The 18,355-nt window shown below is 62.8% G+C and carries 7 protein-coding genes and 1 tRNA gene; all 8 read right to left on the reverse strand.

Annotation, left to right across the window (positions count from 1 at the left end):
• Positions 1 to 39: 39 nt before the first annotated feature.
• The 8 genes from G3N64_RS06895 to G3N64_RS06930 all read right to left on the reverse strand — a co-directional run bounded on the left by G3N64_RS06895 (position 40) and on the right by G3N64_RS06930 (position 18,330).
• The gene (locus tag G3N64_RS06895) at positions 40 to 1,215 is read right to left on the reverse strand and encodes a DNA cytosine methyltransferase (protein ID WP_186100895.1); all 1,176 of its coding nucleotides are present in this window, start codon (positions 1,213 to 1,215) and stop codon (positions 40 to 42) included.
• Between the two features lie 298 nt (positions 1,216 to 1,513).
• A complete protein-coding gene (locus tag G3N64_RS06900; protein ID WP_205783028.1) occupies positions 1,514 to 7,360 on the reverse strand; it encodes a DEAD/DEAH box helicase in 5,847 nt (1,948 codons plus the stop codon).
• Positions 7,361 to 7,385: 25 nt separating this feature from the next.
• Positions 7,386 to 9,470 carry a hypothetical protein gene (locus G3N64_RS06905; protein WP_205783030.1) on the reverse strand — a complete coding sequence of 695 codons (2,085 nt, stop codon included), beginning with the start codon at positions 9,468 to 9,470 and terminating at the stop codon, positions 7,386 to 7,388.
• A 22-nt stretch (positions 9,471 to 9,492) separates the two neighbouring features.
• A complete protein-coding gene (locus G3N64_RS06910; RefSeq protein WP_205783032.1) occupies positions 9,493 to 12,333 on the reverse strand; it encodes a hypothetical protein in 2,841 nt (946 codons plus the stop codon).
• A gap of 406 nt (positions 12,334 to 12,739) precedes the next feature.
• Entirely contained in the window at positions 12,740 to 14,485 is a 1,746-nt protein-coding gene (locus tag G3N64_RS40380; protein WP_205783034.1) for a site-specific integrase, read from the reverse strand.
• Between the two features lie 175 nt (positions 14,486 to 14,660).
• Positions 14,661 to 14,737, reverse strand: a tRNA-Met gene (locus tag G3N64_RS06920).
• Between the two features lie 160 nt (positions 14,738 to 14,897).
• Positions 14,898 to 16,556 carry an MFS transporter gene (locus G3N64_RS06925; protein ID WP_205783036.1) on the reverse strand — a complete coding sequence of 553 codons (1,659 nt, stop codon included), beginning with the start codon at positions 16,554 to 16,556 and terminating at the stop codon, positions 14,898 to 14,900.
• 226 nt (positions 16,557 to 16,782) lie between these two features.
• On the reverse strand, positions 16,783 to 18,330 hold the full coding sequence (locus G3N64_RS06930; RefSeq protein ID WP_205783043.1) for a sensor histidine kinase: 1,548 nt from the start codon (positions 18,328 to 18,330) through the stop codon (positions 16,783 to 16,785).
• Positions 18,331 to 18,355 lie beyond the last annotated feature (25 nt).

Below are 18,355 nucleotides of genomic sequence, written 5' to 3' on the forward strand. Positions count from 1 at the left end.
AATGTTCCGTATCGCGCACTGCGCCCCTCGACGTCAATGTCAGGCCGACAGCAGTTCCAGCTGTCTTTCAATCCGGGGCGGAATTTCGCCGCCTAGCAGCTCGACATGGCGCTCCACCGCCGCTATGAAGGCATTGTCAAACTTGAGCTTGGCGCGACGGGTTCGGGTCAGGAAGCCGAGTGTTGCCTTGAGCGAAAGCGGGTCACCCTCATCGAGCAAGAAATCCGAAAGGGAAGGTGGCCGGTGTCCTAAGGGGTCGACGCCTATGGATACCTGATATCTGCGCTTGCCGTCAAAGCGCGCGGCCCGCGGAATCCGGCCTGACGCCGGAAACTCGCCGTCCAGCTGCCTGTCATAGGCCCCTGGATTGGCCAGCCGTTGCCCCAGCCATTGGGCAACCGGAACGCTGACGGCACTTCCCACGAGACTCCAGCGAAACGACGGTCGAACGGTCTCCTCGGCGGGTTCAGTCCAGCCCGGTGCAAATCCCTGCAATCTTTCCGCGTCGCGGATACTCGGCTTGACGATTTGTCCATCTGGCAGCAATACCGCCGGTGGCGACGGAATGCCAATCGTCGAGCCATTCTTGAGCGTCGGGACGCTGTCGACCGCCCACCCGAGACCCGTTAGTCCCTCGGTCCAGTAAAAGCCATGCGCAATGCGACCCACGTCGGTCTTCGGACGGGGCAGTACATTCTCGTCGGCGAGAACAACCCCTGCCGGGTCGATTTCGCGCGAAGCCACCATAAAGACCCGTTCCCGCCGCTGCGGCAGGCCGAACGCAAAGGTATCGACGACGCGATATGCCCAGCGATAGCCGCGGCGCTCGAATTCGTCAGCGATAGCCCGCATGGCTGCACCGCCGCTCAGCTGCAGCATGAACGGCACATTTTCGATAACAACGGTAGGGATTCGCCGTCGCGACAACAGGCGGAATACTTCCGCAATGAGCCCGGACTTCTGGCCGTCAAGCCCTGCACCGCGGCCCGCTTGGCTCAAGTCCTGGCATGGAAAGCCAGCGCAGATTGCGTCAATGTCGGACGGAAGGGACCTCAGCGTCGTTATATCGGCATGGTAAGGCACGTCGGCGAAGCGGCGTTTCAACACTGCTTCGGCTGCGACATTGACATCACAGAGCAGTTCGGTAGTATGTCCGGCCCTCGCCAGGCCAAGCTCGAATCCGCCGATTCCGGCAAAGAGTCCCGCAAATCTCATTTTTTCATCTGTCGCTATTTCTGGTCACGCGAGAAGCCTCACATCAAGACCGAGTCGTACGTTTCTGGCGCTTCCATTCAGGAACCGGGTTACCGGGCGCCACCCGGAAGGATACTCGAGTTTGCCAATGGCCTCGAGGACTTTTGGCAGGTATTGTGGTCTTCGCATGCAGACGGTCGGCACGCCGTGACTCCGGCGCGTCAACGGTGGGGGCAGGCGAAGGGAGGACGCCCGGCACCGGACGCGCTCCCGCTCGGTAGGTCCTAACGCGGGAGCACCTGGGTGCTCGCAGGGTGGTTTACATGAGTCCATGCTTCTGCGCATGCTCCCGTGCAGCGAACAGGACGCGTTGCGGGCGCCTTGCCGCCTGGAACGTGTCAATCAGCAACGTCGTCCCGGAAAAACCGTCTACGCATTTTTCCAGCACGGCCTTTCTCGACCAGAACGGATGAACGACTACGTATCGACGCGGAGTATTGCGCTCCTCTATCGACGGTAGTCGCAGTGGGCCAACGCGTTTCAGGTCGTATAGGTCAGGGCTGAGTCCGGCAATCTCTTCCGCCGAGCGCCAGGCCAAATCCGGCCAGTCGGAGAGTTCGGGGGAGGTGGCCCAGTTGCCGTCCAGACCCGTCATCGACGATGCGTCGAGAAATACCCGGAGCATCGACAGTCCGAGGCGCCAATCCAGCAAACCGTGATAGGCTCGGTTGCCATACCGCTGCATACACTCGTAGCACGCCTGCGAACACGTACCGCGATGCATCTCGTGAAAGTACGGTGCAACGAGGCTGTCCGATAGAGGGGCATCGACCATGGACTTCGCGAGCATGACGACGAGCGGAGGATTCCCTTTGGCCAGGCGGTTTGAAAATCCGGCGCCATTCACGAGGAAGTCTGCAATCTGCAGCAATGGCTTGCCGTTGCGCAAGCGCGGCTCTAGAGCCTCGAACTCGTCGGGTGCGATATCAAGTTCGAGGGATGCCCGCTGCATCAACAGATGAGTCGCGCTAATCAGTGCCGCACGGACCGAGGTGTCTCCGAAGTCACGGCCGACCCGGCCGATATCCAGCCCCTCCGGAACCCGGACCGGAGTGAGATACACGGCGTCCGTCTTCTTGCGGGCCATCAGCCGGACCCCTTCGTCGGTCAAGTCCGTGTTGCGTCGCACAGCGCCACGCAAGTCCAGTTCGGCGAATTTTTCTTCGCTAAGGAGTTGACCGTCCAACGACCATTTCCGATTTCCCGGTGCTGGCACCCGGTGGTCCTTGGTCGGCACCATGGCGAACGGCTGGGCCGCGCCGGAATCATCGAGCTTGCCTTCGTTGAGTCGAAGAACGCGTGCGTCCGCTGTCGTGCCAACCGACATGTTCGAATCGGGCACGCTGTCGAGAGAAACATTGGAGGCCTCAGTTGTCGTTACGCGCCGGAACACGGGCGCCAGTTCTCCTTCTTCGACAGACTTGGGCCGGAAATCAGTGGTGAAAGCAACCGGACTGGTATATCTCGCGAATCTCTCGCTGGGAATATTACTTTGGCAATCCACGCATCGGACCTCTTCCACCGGGAGGTCGGCCAGACTCGACACGGCCCCGCAGGACTCGCAAAACGCGATGTATCGGATTTCTGCTTTCCATGACCCGAATGACGTCGCGCGATTCGGTTGCACGTCCGGTTCGCGCAGTGCTGGCGAGAAGCCAATTGACTCGTGCTTCCTCTTGTCGCGCACGAGCGAACGCCCCGGCGCAAACTCGTAGACCGCGATATCAAGGTCCCGGTCAACAGTTGCAAATTCAGGAGTCTTTTCCTCGTTGTTCTCGATGCCCACGTACAGGTCGCGTACCCTTGTTGGCATGCCGTACATGGGCAGCAAACCCTGCTCAGCAAGAAACTGTGCCAATGGCAATGGACTGCCCGCCCCTTCTCCGGCAAGGGACCAGACTTGGTGCGTCAGGTGTTGTGGTGTCATTGCATCTTTCATGGTCCTGGCTTGGGTCGTGTCCTTGTCGGACAGTGCATCGATGACCCGGTCCCGCGTCGCGAGCGTGGCGGCCAGCGCGCCCTCGAGCCGACTCCGCCAGTTGCCAGTGGCGGCATAGAAGTTGGGCGCGGGCGGAAACTCGCCATGCGTATCCGTCAGGTCATCTCCTGGATAAGCGGGGCCGTCTTCATCCCGCAGGCGTGCAAACGCGGCAGCCAGCCAGGCCTTTCGCACAATCCGTTCGACAATCACGACATGTCCCGTGGTCAGAAATGGCGGAGGCGGCACGTCACCGGTTATTCGCTTGGGATTGCGGAAATAGTGGAGGTCGTGACTTCGGCTCCGGCATAAGGTGACTACCATTGAAAATGCCTGACCACGCCGGCCCGCGCGACCGACGCGCTGTTGATAGTTGAATCGCTGCGGCGGCATGTTTGCCTGATACACGGCCTGCAACGCACCAATATCGATACCAACCTCCATCGTCGTCGTGACCGACAGCAGGTCGATTTCGTTGATGCGCTTGAAGAGCTCAAATTCAGGCGACTGCTTTTCTCCGACGAAAATTCCCTTGAAGGCTCTGAGCCGGGCAGCCGGCGAGCCGGTCTGTCCCGTGAGCTCCTCGCAATGGAGCCGGAACGCTGATTCATTGCCCTGCTCGGAACGCGTGGTGCGCCGTGCCAGGAAGTTCGAATCCCACAGTTGTTCGACATTGCCTTCCTGCTCAGTAGGCAATGGGTCAAGGCAGCGCGTGCATATGCCGGTTCCTCGATGCAGGTGAACACGGCCACAGTTGCTGCAACGATAGTAGGGGTCTCCCCGTTGGCTCAGCCTGACGTAGAGTTTGCTGAGCTCCACGATACCGTGTGCGTGTTCGAGGGCTCTGAATTTCTCCAGCACGTCGTCCAGTTCAACGACGGGCGCCGCGGGTACGCTAGCGCGCGCGAACTTGAAAATCCGGTGCCGTGGGCCAAATTCCTGCGCATGGTCGACATGGGCCGCATCCTCGGACCAACGGTTTCCCGCAACACGATACGCATCTGCGAATACCCGCAGATAGGCATCGAGTCGGTTCGAATCAGTGGTCTGGCTGGCGGTCATCGACGGATAGCCAATACCCGTCTCCTCGAGCGCGAAGTAGGTCTTCGCGAACAGCACTTCGTAGGTCAGCGGACGCTGGTCCTCGCGAATCTCGGCGCGAGCCTCCCCGGCCTCCCCGCTGTCGCTGTGTGCAGGCCATTCTGGCTTCCCGCTTGCTCCAGCAGGGACGACCCAGTGATTCCACGGCTCGTTGCGGATGTAGCCGATACCCGCGGCGTCCGTCGGATGAATGCCAAGCTCGACATGTCGCCGCAGGTAAGAGCGCAGTTCGTTCGAAGTCAGCAGCACCGGCTCTATTACTTCGGCAAGTGCAACTCGTGACGGGTCGGTCGCAAGTTGCAACTTTGCCAGCTCATCGGAGAGCCGCTTCAGTTCGAGGAAGTCGCCCCTCTTGAGTGCCTCGTCAGCTTGTTTCTTCTTCTCCTCGCGCGCTTCGCCATTTGGTCGCTCAGCAACGACCGACTTCAGCGCTTCGATGAGCATCTGCCTGCGGGTATCCTGATGGTGTCGGCGCTCGATGTCCAGAGCAGCACGGGCCGCATCCTGACGGCTGTCGGAAAAGACCACGGACTTGGGAGTTCGACCGCTCACCCTCAAGGCCGAAAACAGCTCGGTCGCGAGCAACTGCGAGGTTTTCGCGAAACCGGTACGAAAACTTCGCAACGGCGACATGGCCCCCATCCCTGGTCTGCGCCTGCTGTAGTCGGTCCCGCAAGCGGGGCAGCAGCGCGGTGAAGCTGACCCGGGCTTCCTGGCCAGGTCGTCCGCTTGATTCATGTGGAAGAGCCGTCCCGCGAGACGCGAGTTGTCGGATGCGGCAACGGGCGTGACCATCGCGTTGCGCGTATCAAGAGACGCATCCGGCCAGTGTTCGTGCGTGGTTTCACCGTCCTTCGGCTCGTCGCGCCGCGGCCAGAAAATGGCGTACTCGTTATAGCTGAGATTTTCGTAGTTGGTAATCGCGGCAGCTTCGGGTAGCTGTTCCAAGTTCGGCGCCGTCGTCAGCAGCTCGGTCGCCCCCAAATTGTCGTCGGCGTTTCGACGTCCACCGACAAACAGTTCGCCGCACGCTTCGCAGTACACGAGCTCAAACAGTCGCCTGGTCGAACCGTCATCGCACAGAGCGTGTGTGTGACCGCGCTCAACCGAGAGCCCGTCGAAGTGCAGTTTTCCGCCGCTATCCCGATAGGGTGCGGCGAACATGCCCTCGATACTCCGGAAGAACGAGTGAAGGCGGACACTCGGCAGTCCGTCCGGAACCGCGATGCCGTAGAGTTCGGGCGTTGATACCGTGTCGGCAAGCCCGCGCAGGATGCACAACCCTCGAACCGCTCTCTCGGCGTCGACGCCATCGCTTCCGAAAAGTCGCTGGGCGATTTCACTGACCGCGGTGGCGCGCAGCACTGCGGACGTTCCATCGTCGGTCGTGCAGGCATGAACTATTGCGGATGATGCGGCGGCAATCACTTTGGGCAGAGCCGCGGCGACATCCGTCGGAGTTGCGTCTATTCCCAACGACCTCGCGACCCGCGCGAGGGCGACGTCGAGCGCGGAAGTGCGCGCGGTTACTTGTGGAGCAAAATCAGCCCCGTTGACGTCCAGGACAGCGGCGAGCTCCACGAACGGCTCGGTAGCGAGCGGCAGGGTGCCGTTGAACCGCTGTGTGAGTTGCCGTCCACGCACGATTGCATGGCGCCAGTCTGCGGGTGTGTCGAAACCAGCGTCGCCGGGTTCGCGGGCCGAGCCAAAGCTGCCGAAAAAATCAAACAGATACTGGAGACTGACCTCCGAGTCGGGACCCTCATCGGGCAACGAGGCGCTCGACGCCAGAATCCTGACCTTGTGCCGATGCTCCGGTCTGTCGAGACCCAGCTTGGCGAAGAGGCTTCTCAGGAGGCCGACGACCTCCATTCCGGCCGAGCCACGAACCAGGTGGAGTTCGTCCATGACCAGAAAGAAATAGGCATCGTCGTTTTCTTCAAGCCATTTGCGAGTCGATGTGAAGATTGGCTCGTCGACCTCGCGCACGAGCATCGTCGCGAGCATCGATGTATTGGTAATCAGGATATCCGGCGGGGTTGCCTGCATGTCCCAGCGGGTGACCATTTCCGCGCCATCGAGCGAGGGAAACAAGAACCTTGTGGGTTCGGGGGCATCTCGACCAGCCGCGTGTGCATCGGCAAGTTCGCGCGCATCATGTTCGCGCGCAAGTGTCTGCGTGGCTGCCAGGTCGCTCATCCGGCTGCGCATCGTCTCCATGCGGCGCGCCCGTTTACGCTTTTCCTGTGCAGTGTTGGCCCGTCGAGGATGATTGAGGTGGCCGGTGACCGGTGCGGCGCCAGTGTATCGGCCAAAGAAAATGCGATTTCCGCTGAATCGTTCATCCATCACGGATGTGGCTTCGTCGGAGTCGAGGGCGCGGCGTAGCCGCGTCATCTGGTCTTCGACTAGCGCGTTCATCGGATAGATGAGCAACGCGCGAACCGCTTTGGGTCGGCCGGGACTTTCCTTGGACCGTTGTGCGACGAATTCCTGTCCGGCTTCCTTGTACCATTCGTTCGAGAGCTCTTCGCCATGTGGCGCAGGCCACCGCACGGCCTCCTGCGCGATGGTCGCGAAGATGGGCAGCATGAACGATTCGGTCTTTCCCGAGCCGGTTCCGGACGTCACGATTCCAGGCATACCGCGACCCACACCGCGTTCGAGCATCTGCCATTGATGCAGGTAGGGGCGCACATTGCTGGTTCGCCGCACGTCGTCCCTGTCGGACGCTTCTCCGGGAAACAGTCCGGACAGTGCCAGTTCCACAAACGCGCGCCGGGCCACACTCGAAAAAGAGCGCAGCGGATTCCCCGAGTCGAGCAGGACGAGGTCCTGGAGGAAATGCGTCACCTGTTCATAGCGTGGCACCGGTTCGAGGAAGGGCTCCGTCGTCAGAGTGCCGTGTCGGGTTAGTAGTTGTCGCCGTGCTGCCGAGACGGACTGGTCGCGAATCCGGAAAGCGGTTTCCAGATACGACAGGAAGAATTCCCGGATTCTATGGGTAGCGCCTATCGGGTCGAGCATGTCGTTTACCGTGATTGTTGTGTCTTCAATTCGTCATCGACGTATAACCGTCTCTCAGTGTCGACGGGAGGCTTGTTGCATCCCTGGAGTCGAGAAACTGTCCCCATTTTTGAACGGCTGTCATCAGGTGCTCGGCGTCGTCGCCGATGAACTGATTTCTGAATCTTGCTAGGCGGGCGAGCACGCCCGGAGGCAAATCAAATGTGACGACCCGTGTGAGCCAGTCGCCAGCGGCGGAACCAGTCGGGACGGTATCCGGGGCAACCGACAGGCGGCTAGGCGGCGGGACGGGCGCGACGGCGCTCGCCAGTGCTGCGACGGCACCTGCGTCATGCACGCCGGGAAAAACTGGAACCAGGTATCCGGACGGACTATCGTCAGGGGACCCCATGCCAGCCTGCGTGTCACTTCGGCCCGTGGTCGTCGCGAATACCAAAAGGTTGGTCGGACGGGAGGCGCTCTGGAGGACGGTCTGAAACGACGCGAGCCATAGCCGGTAGGGCGCGGCATCAATGTCGCGCATGCAGAGAATATGAAAGCAATCGGGTGCACCCAAGGCTGCCTGCCAGGCATGCGCGAACGCGGTCGGTGTTTGCGTCCCGGGGGCCCGCCAGAGGTCGTCAAGACCGATGATGCTGGGGTCCAGAGCCATCGTTCGATAAACACCGGTGGAGATGCAACGCGCATACGCCCGGAGGGTGAGCTCGGCCTGCGGCCCGCATAGCAGGACCAACTCACCCGCTCGCGCGAAAATGTCCGTCAGTCGTAGCGCGTTTTCATCGATTCCATGGCGCTTCGCTTCCTCGCTGATGACGGCGGTCAAGGAACCATATCCAATTTCGTCGCAGGCGCCACTCGGCATTCCGGTTCCCCAAGGCGGCATGGCCGGTGGAATCAGCGACGGCCCATGGTAATCGTGCTGAGTCAGCATGCCCTCGAGTCGTTCGGCAATGAACGACAGCGCGGGATGGCCTTGAACGGGGCTTTGGGCGAGGCTGGTGCGCAATTCTGAGGCAACCGCCGACAAGCCATCCGACATCGCCTTCTGTTGCTCACGCCTCTCGTTACACAGTCTTTCCAGTTCTGCGAGGTCGCTCGAAGCCCGGGCGCGACGCTGCTCCAGATTCAGGACCTCTGCCGAGAGTTCGTCACGCTGACGTCGTGCTTCGGTAAGTGATGTCTCGGTTTCCTCTCTCACCTGACGCTCAAGGCTGGGCCGTGCCTCTTCGAGAGCATGGCGGGTCGCCAATTCCGTCGCGGCCGCCACTTTGTCCTTGGTACTCTTGAGGTCGAGTATCAACGAAGCGAGTTCTTCGGACGCCTCCAATCGTGCTTCGAGTATCGGCCAGTCTGTCTGGAGCCGTTCCATGTCAAGCACGATGCCGTTGTCCTCTCCCGGCATGAGGTCCGCCTGCCGGAGCGCGCGAGAAATGTACTTGACGGCATCCCGTGACGGTCGCGCGTAAGGGGTATCTCCAACACCCTGCATGAACTTGCGGAAGCGGTCGATAACGCGCTCGATAAAGTCCTGGTCACTACACCAGTTGACCGTCCTGATGACGGCAGCATGCGGTATGGTTTGAGCTGGAATGACCCGCAATCCGTTGAAGTCCAGTGACGATTTCCAGCCGTTGGGCATTTCCTTCAGTTGCACGGGCCGCGAGAGGCTGCTGCTGCGCCAGAAACCATCGGCCGAGCGCGTGAGCGTGACATCACAGAAGAGGTCATCGGACAGCAGGGCGACCGCAGTCACCGAGCTGAATTCAAGCGGGAGGTGGACGCCCTCATTAAAGAGCCTTCGTCGTGCCATCTCCAGTGAAATCGACGACAGGTCGACAATTGGCGTCGCCCGCACGATGTTCTCGGCCAGCAGGAGGTCAGGACCATGTAGGTCACGTAACTCGTTCGGACGCCGCGTGAATGTCCACAGGCTGTCAGTCGGGGCGTTAAGCAAGCCGCGCCTCGAGAATATTTTGCCTTCCTTGGGAAAGCTCTCCACAGCGTTTTCGATTCTTGTCCATTCCCCTGCGACTCGCACTGCGAGGGGCTCCATCCGTGCCCAGTTCGCTTCGTTTCTGAAGACCTTTCCCAAAAACAGCTCGTCGTCCATCACAACCCCATAATCCTCATATCTACCGTCGCCCGATAGGGGGCGGAGTCAATTCCTGAATCCGAAACACGTTCCTGTTTCGGGACCATCCGACTGCTTCCGCCGACGGGCTACTCAACTTTGTGTCAAGCGCCGACCTGTCGTCGACAAAGGCCTGGCCGAACACTGAGCGTATCCAGCCAACGCAGTCTGCAGTCATGTCGTAGACATACGTCCAGCGCCCGTCCACCAATGCCGGACCGGGACTTCGACAGGACGAAAGCATGGCGAGATTCGCAAGTGGCTCGACGAGGTGACCGTCCTCGCTGTTGCGTACAAGGCGCGCACCGTCCCATCTGAACATCGCGATTCGCGCGCGTCGGTACGCCTCGACGATTGCTGACGTCCGGCAAGTGCTCACGTACCGGGCTGAACCGGGGCCCGTGACAACGAAGATGTCATCTCGGTCGCCCCGTTCTCGCCGGAAACGTTCAAGGCTCACCGGCCCGGGATTCGTAGCATCCCGGCTTCGAAAACCGCCGCTGTCCCAGTTCCATCTCCCCACGCGGCGATGGCGGGACTCGTCGACGTTCTCGGGTGGCCAGCAGTCCGGCGCAGCCATGGGTGTGCATATCGGTCGTTCGGTCACGACCCATCCGAGTTCCTCCACGACTTCGCCCAGGGCGGGTCCCCGCGCGAGCTGCATACATGCCGTGTACTCACTTGCTCCGGGGCGCTCCATCACCGTACAGCCTGCGGCCTGAGCGGTTTGCTGGAAGCGGCGCCGGATGTTCGCGGGTGCACTTCCAACGAGCAGCAACCCTTCTATACCTTCTGTATTCCTAATCTTGATAAGAGAAGGCGGGGTCAGCCACCATCGGCGTGCCCGCCATCTCAGGTTGGAGGTTGGCCTCAACCAGCCGCACTCCATCAATCCGCGCAGTATGTCCCAGATGGGGAGAGCGTTGTCTCCGAGGACGGCGCGCATGGTCGTCACAAGTTCCTGTTCCGACCAGCCGGCGCGGCCACCGGCGTACAGCGCCTCCAGACAGTCCTGGAACCGTGCTGAGCGCTCACTGTCGACTGGCGGGCAGTCATCGGTGAGGTCTGTAACGACAATAGGCCCGGGTGTCGAACGAACACGCGCTTCCTCGCGCCGCCGCCACGTCGACTCGTCAATATCCCCGAGTTTGGCGTGTTCAAGGGCGTCGCGGAAAAAGACAACCGAGGTTTCGATGGCGAGAGGTTCGGCCGACGGAATCACGTCCTCGTCCAGACGAAGCTTGTATGCGCCCTCGAGAGGGGTGTCCGTGACGATTGAATAGAGGTCTTCGGAATCAGGACGGAGCTGACACTTCACACCGTTTTCTTGCACTGGACGCAGCGTCACGGCGCCAGGACCTGCAATCCTGATTTGCGGAAGAAGTGATTCCCGGCCGAGAAGTCCTGAGCCGGTCCTGTGTTCGCCGACAAGCATCATGGCTTGGGATGGCGAACCGGCTGGTTCGATGCTCCGTCCCAAGTATTGATACACGGAGCGGCAGTCGCGGGCCGGGATGGGCCCCGCCAGTCTCCACTCGTCTCCAATCGGCTCCGTACTGACGCCCCATTTAAGGGCAACGTCCCGGTTTTGCTTTGACAGGAGGAGAAGGCAACGGGTGGGTACGGATGGCTGGAGCAGACTCGAATGCCATACGCCGAAGCGGGACTCGACGAACGGGACGCCGCCGCGGCTGATGGCCGAAACAAGCGCTTCACTTGCGTTTTTCCCGACTCGCTGGCTGGTCCAAGATGCCGTTTGCGCCAAGACAAGGTCCGGGAAATCCTCTAGGACTTGGAGCGGGTCGACGTTCCCTTTCATGTCAGCCAAGACGACCCGCAGTTCCACGTCGTCGAGCGTTGCGCCGAATCTGAGCTCGAGGCGCGGTACAAAGAATCGCTCGGCTGTCGGTGAATGCCGTTCCCTCAGGAGACCGGCCAAGGCTACCCAGAAGCGATGCAGGCCAAGCAACGAGGCTTTGCTCAGATACAGCTGCCGGTATTCCGTGCTCGCCTGGCGCATTGCCGACGAAAAGCTGGCATCGTTTTCGACCAGGGGGGCCAGCTGAATTGCAGCCCCTACCGGGTCGACGATTGAGCGGTATTCCGACCTACGGTCTAGAAGTTGACGCAGTCGCTTGACGTCACGCCAACTCGGGAACGTTATCGCGTTGGTGAGGCCCAGGTGCTTGCCCGTGCCCGGTGGCGGAAGCATGACCTGTCGGATGGCCTCGCCGGCGGCATGCGCCTCGTCGCACCAGTCTTGCAACCGGAGCCACAGGTCGGGCAGCGACGAACGGTTGTTGAATGGATTCTGGGTTCCGAAGGCTCGGGCGAGGTTTTCGCCGAACTCCTGCGTGGAGTCGTTGTTGTCGGCCGTCGCAACAATCGCACATGTCATCACGAGGAACCGGAAGAAGCCCGGCAGTCCCGGCTTGGGTTTGAATGGCACGACACCGTTGGCCAGCGCGTCAATCATCGCGGCCGGACCACCGCAGGCTGCGGCAAGCAATCGTACCGGGTCTGCGTCCTGCGCGATGTTCAAAGCCATGCGCAGTTGCGATTCGGACGCGTCGATATAGCGCAGCGGGCCGGCACCAAACGCCCCGTCGGAATGCAGATAGTAAGCCGTGAGCGCGGCTTCGACGCGCAGCTGGTCCGCTGCCGAACACCGGTCTGCCACTGGAGCTAACACCGAATGGCCCTCTTTCCAGGAATTTCTTTGCTCTCGTTTGCAGTGCTGCTTTCCGCTTGTCGGAGCCGAAAGCGCCTTCTTCTGACTGTATAAATGTAACAGGATGTTACCCCAAACGCGCATCCAAAAATCACGAGTCACTTGATTCACCCGCGCATGTCATCGACTCGTGTCGTTGGGAAACGGAATGGTTGGGGCAGCCAGCGGAGTTGCTGCTGGCATTGCAAGAGGAGCGGTCTTGAACGGAGCGGCTCTGTAACCGGTGTTGCGCTCGTGGGCTTGGCGGGCGGGGGGCGCTGCTTCGGCTAACACGAGGAAACCGCGATAAGCAAACCGCTGCGCTCCGGTCCGAAGTTTGGGGTCCGCAATCGAGGGGCCGGCCAGCGCTCGGTCACGCATCGGCTCCACGCGCGAATTCTGCGAAGGTGTACCAATGGGACGCCAGATTGGGGAGCGTGGCCTGTGCCTGCTCAACCTTGTATAAAAGGAAGCCGGCCGAGTGAGCGGCCGGCCAGCTCCACCGGGCTCGGAGTGGTATCCCGGAGCCTGGGCGGGATTATGTCCGACCCGCGTAGGGCAGGTGGCCCAGTTCGAGTCCGGGAAAATCCAGCTTCTCCATCGCCTGCGCCAGCAGTTCGAACGGCAGGCGCTTCTCGGTGCCTTCGTTGCGACCGTACCAGTCATCCGGCGCATGTCCCAGCAGCTCTTCAATCACCGCACCGTCAATGCCGGAGAGTTGCCCAAAGACCTTGAAGGTATGGCGGAAACTGTGAAAGTCGAGTCGTGGGTCGGCAAGACCGACATCCGTGTCAAGGTACTCGTTGAACCAGGTACTCCACGTCGCACCGAGCTGCCCATACTTGTTGGGCTTGAGATGCGGGAACAGCAGGCCGTCGGCATCCTGGGCCCGGACGTAATCAAGCCATCCGAGGCGAACGAGCGTCCGGTGAACGGGTACGTAGCGCATGGTGCTCCCCTCGCCGGTCCGGTGCTCGCGTTTCGTGTCGTGCAGATGGAGACACCACACGCCGGCGCGCTGCACCACGTCCCGCGTGCGCAGGCGGCACAGGTCCTCGAGACGCGCGCCGGAGTGAAGACCAAGCAGGGGCACCCAGTAAGCGGCCTCGCGTCCGCCCTTGCCGGGACGATGGCCATGCACGTAGACGCGGGACGCGTACAGCCGATTGAGTTCGTCGGCCGTGTAGGCGTCGCGCAATGCTTCAGGGTCGGCGTCCCTGCGTACCGCCTTCCGGTTGTATTTCGCGCCTGCAAACGGATTGGTGCCGAGCGTCGTCAGCTTCTTCTTCATCGCCACCGTGATGACCGCCGAGAGCAGCGACAGAATCGTGTTCACGCGGCTCTTGCTGACCTTTTCCTGGTCGAGGCACGCCGCCTTGAACTGCTCGACATGTGTGCTGGCCAGGGCGGACAGCGGAAGCGAACCGACCAGCCGCTCGAACCGGGCGACCTGCGTCCTGACCTCGTCGGCCGTCTTGGGTTGTGGGACCGCTTCGGCGACCCAGCCCTGCACGGCGGCGGACCACGTGTCGTTCTCGTCGACCAGCGGGACCAGTGCCGGGTCGGGCTGGCCTTTGCCCGCGTACCGGCGCAGTTCTTCGTCAAGGGCGTCGAGGCGAGCCGTCGCGAATTCCACCAGCAGCCGCCGGAAACCATCGGACGCCGCCGGCAGCCAGGCGCGCTCGAACGTCAGCAGTTCTTCGACCTGCTCGCGCAGGTCGGTGTAGTCCTCGGCGGCGTGCGCGTCCTTCAGCTGCTCCATTTCCTGCCGGAGCAGGTCGAGGTGGACAGCGGCATCGTAGCCTTCCTCGGCCAGACGCTTGCGGGCAGCGTCCCGGGCTTCCTCGTCGGGCTCGCCTTCGGCGCCGGAAATGTCCTTCGCGAGCAGCGCGACACGGTACGCCCGTTCGCTCGCGAGGGCATGGGCGCGATACCGCTCGAGGAGCCGGGGCACCTGGACGTCGGCCAGCGGGGTCCAGCCTGCGGGGCAGGCGGTCGGGTGGTACGGGTGGGGCGCGTCGTTGCCCGCGGGACGCATTCTGTGCGGCAACCAGGCGTCTGCGGCCATGGCGGCCGAGGCGGCCGCCGCCCGCGCCGGAGCGACGAGACGCTCATACTCGAGGGCGGCCATCGGCAGCCGGGTGATGGCCTCGGTCCGGCACGGCGTTTCCAGGCTCACCCAAATTTCAGTTTTCTGGAGCTGGGCGCGCAGCTCGAGCGGCACCTTGCGACGGAAGTAGTAATGGGTCGAATCGGCGCGGGTGGTCAGGTACGGGTGTTTCACGGTGTGCTCTCCACATTGAGGTAACAGTGGCGTGTAGCACCCGCTTCCGGAAAAGCGCCCGCACCTAAAACGGTTGGCCGCTTTAGATGCGTAATGCGCCAATTCGGGCGCATTTCCGGCGTTCCAGAACAAAAAAGCCGCTGCTTCGTGAGAAGCAGCGGCTTTTTCTTACAACTGGTGGCGAATCAGGGATTCGAACCCCGGACCTGCGGATTATGATTCCGTCGCTCTAACCGACTGAGCTAATTCGCCGAAGACTTGAATTATGTCGATCGGCCGGCCGGCTGTCAATACCTTTTTCCATCTTTCCCGAAAAAAGTTGCTGTCGGCCGGTGCCGGCCTCCATCACGGGCGGGAGCCGGCCACTGGAAGGAGTACCTCCGCCGGCCGTCCCCCCGCTCCACGCAAGACCTCAATCCTGCGCGTAGATGTTCGAGTCCTTCGTCTCCTTGACGAACAGCAGGCCGATCACGAACGTGGCCAGCGCGATCACGATCGGATACCAGAGGCCCGAATAGATGTTGCCCCTCGCCGCGACGATCGCGAACGCGGTCGCCGGCAGGAAGCCGCCGAACCAGCCGTTGCCGATGTGATAGGGCAGCGACATCGACGTGTAGCGGATCCGCGTCGGGAACATCTCGACCAGCATCGCGGCGATCGGGCCGTAGACCATCGTCACGAAGATCACGAGGATCGTCAGGATCACGATCGTCATCGGCCAGTTGAGCTGCGCCGGGTCCGCCTTCGCCGGGTAGCCGGCCGCCTTCAGCGTCGACGCGAGCGTCTTGTCGAACGCCGCGCCCTGCGTCTTCGCGTCGGCCGCCTTGCCGTCGTAGGCCGGGATGACCGAATCGCCCACCTTGATCTGGGCCATCGCGCCGGCCGGCGCCGCGACGTTCTCGTAGTTCAGGCCGGCCTTCGCGAGCGCGCTTTTCGCGATGTCGCACGAGTTCGTGAACTTCGACGTGCCCACCGGGTTGAACTGGAACGAGCAGGCGGCCGGATCGGCGATGACCGTGATCGGCGCCTTCTGCGTCGCGAGTTCGAGCTGCGGGTTCGCGTAGTGCGTGAGCGCCTTGAACAGCGGGAAGTAGGTCAGTGCCGCGATCAGGCAGCCCGCGAGGATGATCGGCTTGCGGCCGATCTTGTCCGACAGCGAACCGAAGAACAGGAAGAACGGCGTGCCGATCAGCAGCGCGATCGCGATCAGGATGTTCGCGCTCGCACCGTCCACCTTCAGCGTCTGCGTGAGGAAGAACAGCGCGTAGAACTGGCCCGTGTACCACACGACGGCCTGGCCGGCGGTCAGGCCGACGAGCGCGAGGATCACGATCTTCAGGTTCTTCCACTGGCCGAACGCTTCGGTCAGCGGCGCCTTCGACGTCTTGCCTTCCGCCTTGATGCGCAGGAACACCGGCGATTCGTTCAGCTGCATCCGGATCCACACCGACACCGCGAGCAGCAGGATCGACGCGACGAACGGCACGCGCCAGCCCCAGTTGCCGAACGCTTCCTCGCCGATGAACGTGCGCACGCCGAGGATCACGAGCAGCGACAGGAACAGGCCGAGCGTGGCAGTCGTCTGGATCCACGCGGTGTAGAAGCCGCGACGGTTGGCCGGCGCATGCTCGGCGACGTAGGTCGCCGCGCCGCCGTACTCGCCGCCGAGCGCGAGGCCCTGCAACAGCCGCATCGCAATGAAGATCACGGGCGCGGCCATGCCGATCGACGCGTAGCCGGGCAGGAAGCCGACCACGAACGTCGAGATACCCATGATCACGATCGTCACGAGGAACGTGTGTTTGCGGCCGACGAGGTCGCCGAGGCGGCCGAACACGATCGCGCCGAACGGCCGCACCGCGAAGCCGGCCGCGAAGCCGAGCAGCGTGAAGATGAAGGCGGCGGTCGGATTGACGCCGGAGAAGAAACTCTTGCTGATGTAGGCCGCGAGCGAGCCGGCCAGGTAGAAGTCGTACCACTCGAACACGGTGCCGAGCGACGACGCGAAGATCACCTTCTTCTCTTCGCCCGTCATCGGCGCGTGCGAAATTTGCCCGCCTAACGTTGCCATGAGTCGTCTCCAAGTCCCTTGATATAGATATGCGGCCGCCTTGGGTGGGCGGGCCTGTCGACGATTATTGGTACGGAAACTTACGGCGGACTGACTCGCGCGTGCAAAACGTCTGCACGTTAACCCGTGCCGAATCGGCCGCTTCGCGTGCCTATCGTTCTGCGAACGTCCGTCAAATCGCTGGTTTTGATGCAATTGCGGCGCGCTGTGGCTGCGCGTGTCAGGGTTAATCCGGGGCGGTTTCGGTCAGCGGCAGGCTGACGCGCACGAGCGTGCCGGCGAGGCGCGGCGCGTGCTGGTAGACGTGATCGTCGAGCGTCAGCGTGCCGCCGTGCTGCGTGGCGATCTCGCGCACGATCGCGAGCCCGAGGCCGCTGCCGTCGCCTTCGCGGCCGAGGATCCGGTAGAAGCGCTCGACGACGCGCTCGCGTTCGGCGGCCGGGATGCCCGGCCCGGTGTCCTCGACTTCGAGATGCACGAGCCGCGCCGCGGGCTCGGCGCGCACGCGCACCGTGATGCGGCCGCCGTCCGGCGTGTAGCGGATCGCGTTGTCGATCAGGTTGCCGAGCATCTCGCGCAGCATCACCGGGTTGCCGTCGACGTCGAGCGGCGTGTCGTCCGGCGGGCCTTCGTAACCGAGATCCATCCGTTTCACGAGCGCGGCCTGCACCCAGTCGCGCACCGCACGCCGCGCGAGCGTGGCGATCTCGACCGGCTCGAACGTCAGCCCGCTCGCGCGGTTCTCGGCGCGCGCGAGCGCGAGCAGCTGCGTGACGAGCCGCGCGGCCTGCTCGGAGCTCGTCGCGATCTGCTCGAGCGAGCGCTGCACGTCGGGCGGGACGGGGTGGCGCAGCGCGAACTCGGCCTGCGTGCGCAGGCCCGCGAGCGGCGTCTTCATCTGGTGCGCGGCGTCGGCGATGAAGCGCTTTTGCAGCGCCATGTTCTGTTCGAGACGGGCGAGCAGGTCGTTGAACGACGTGACGAGCGGCTCGATCTCGGGCGGCGCGCGCTGCGCCTCGACGGGCGACAGGTCGTCGGGCCGCCGCGCGCGGATGTGCGCCTGCAGCGCATTGAGCGGCGCGAGCCCGCGCGACAGCCCGAACCAGACCAGCAGGATCGCGAGCGGCAGGATCACGAATTGCGGCAGGATCACGCCCTTGATGATGTCGTTCGCGAGCGCGTTGCGCTTGTCGAGCGTTTCGCCGACCTGCACGAGCACGGGCTGCGTGCTGTCCGATTGCGGCAGCGCGACCGTCGTATAGGCGACGCGCACGTCGTTGCCGCGCAGCAGGTCGTCGCGAAACATGACGACGCCCGGCGGCGGGCGGTCCTCGTCGCGCGGCAGCGGCATGTCGGCCTCGCCCGCGACCAGCTCGCCGCGCGTGCCGAGCACCTGGAAGTAAACGCTGTCGACGTTGTCCGCGCGCAGGAAGTCGCGTGTCTGCTCCGGCAGCGTCAGTTCGGCGACGCCGTTTACCGGATGGATCTGCCGCGCGAGCACGTACGCGTTGGTCTCGAGCGCGCGATCGAACGGACCGTTCGCGATCGTCTTCGCGACGAGATAGGTGACGGCGATGCTCATCGGCCACAGCAGCAGCAGCGGCGCGAGCATCCAGTCGAGGATCTCGCCGAACAGCGAGCGCGGGCGCGGCGCTTCGGGCGCATCGGTTTCGTCGGGCGGCGCGAACGGGTTCTCGTAGCGCGCGTCGCGCGCCTCGTCGGCGGCCGACGACGGCGCGCCGGTCGGGTGGCGGGGATGGGCCGGCGTGGCCATCGCGGCGACGTCCGGGTTCAGCGCA

Origin of the sequence: Burkholderia sp. Ac-20344 (assembly GCF_017104975.1) — a bacterium.
GTDB lineage: Bacteria > Pseudomonadota > Gammaproteobacteria > Burkholderiales > Burkholderiaceae > Burkholderia.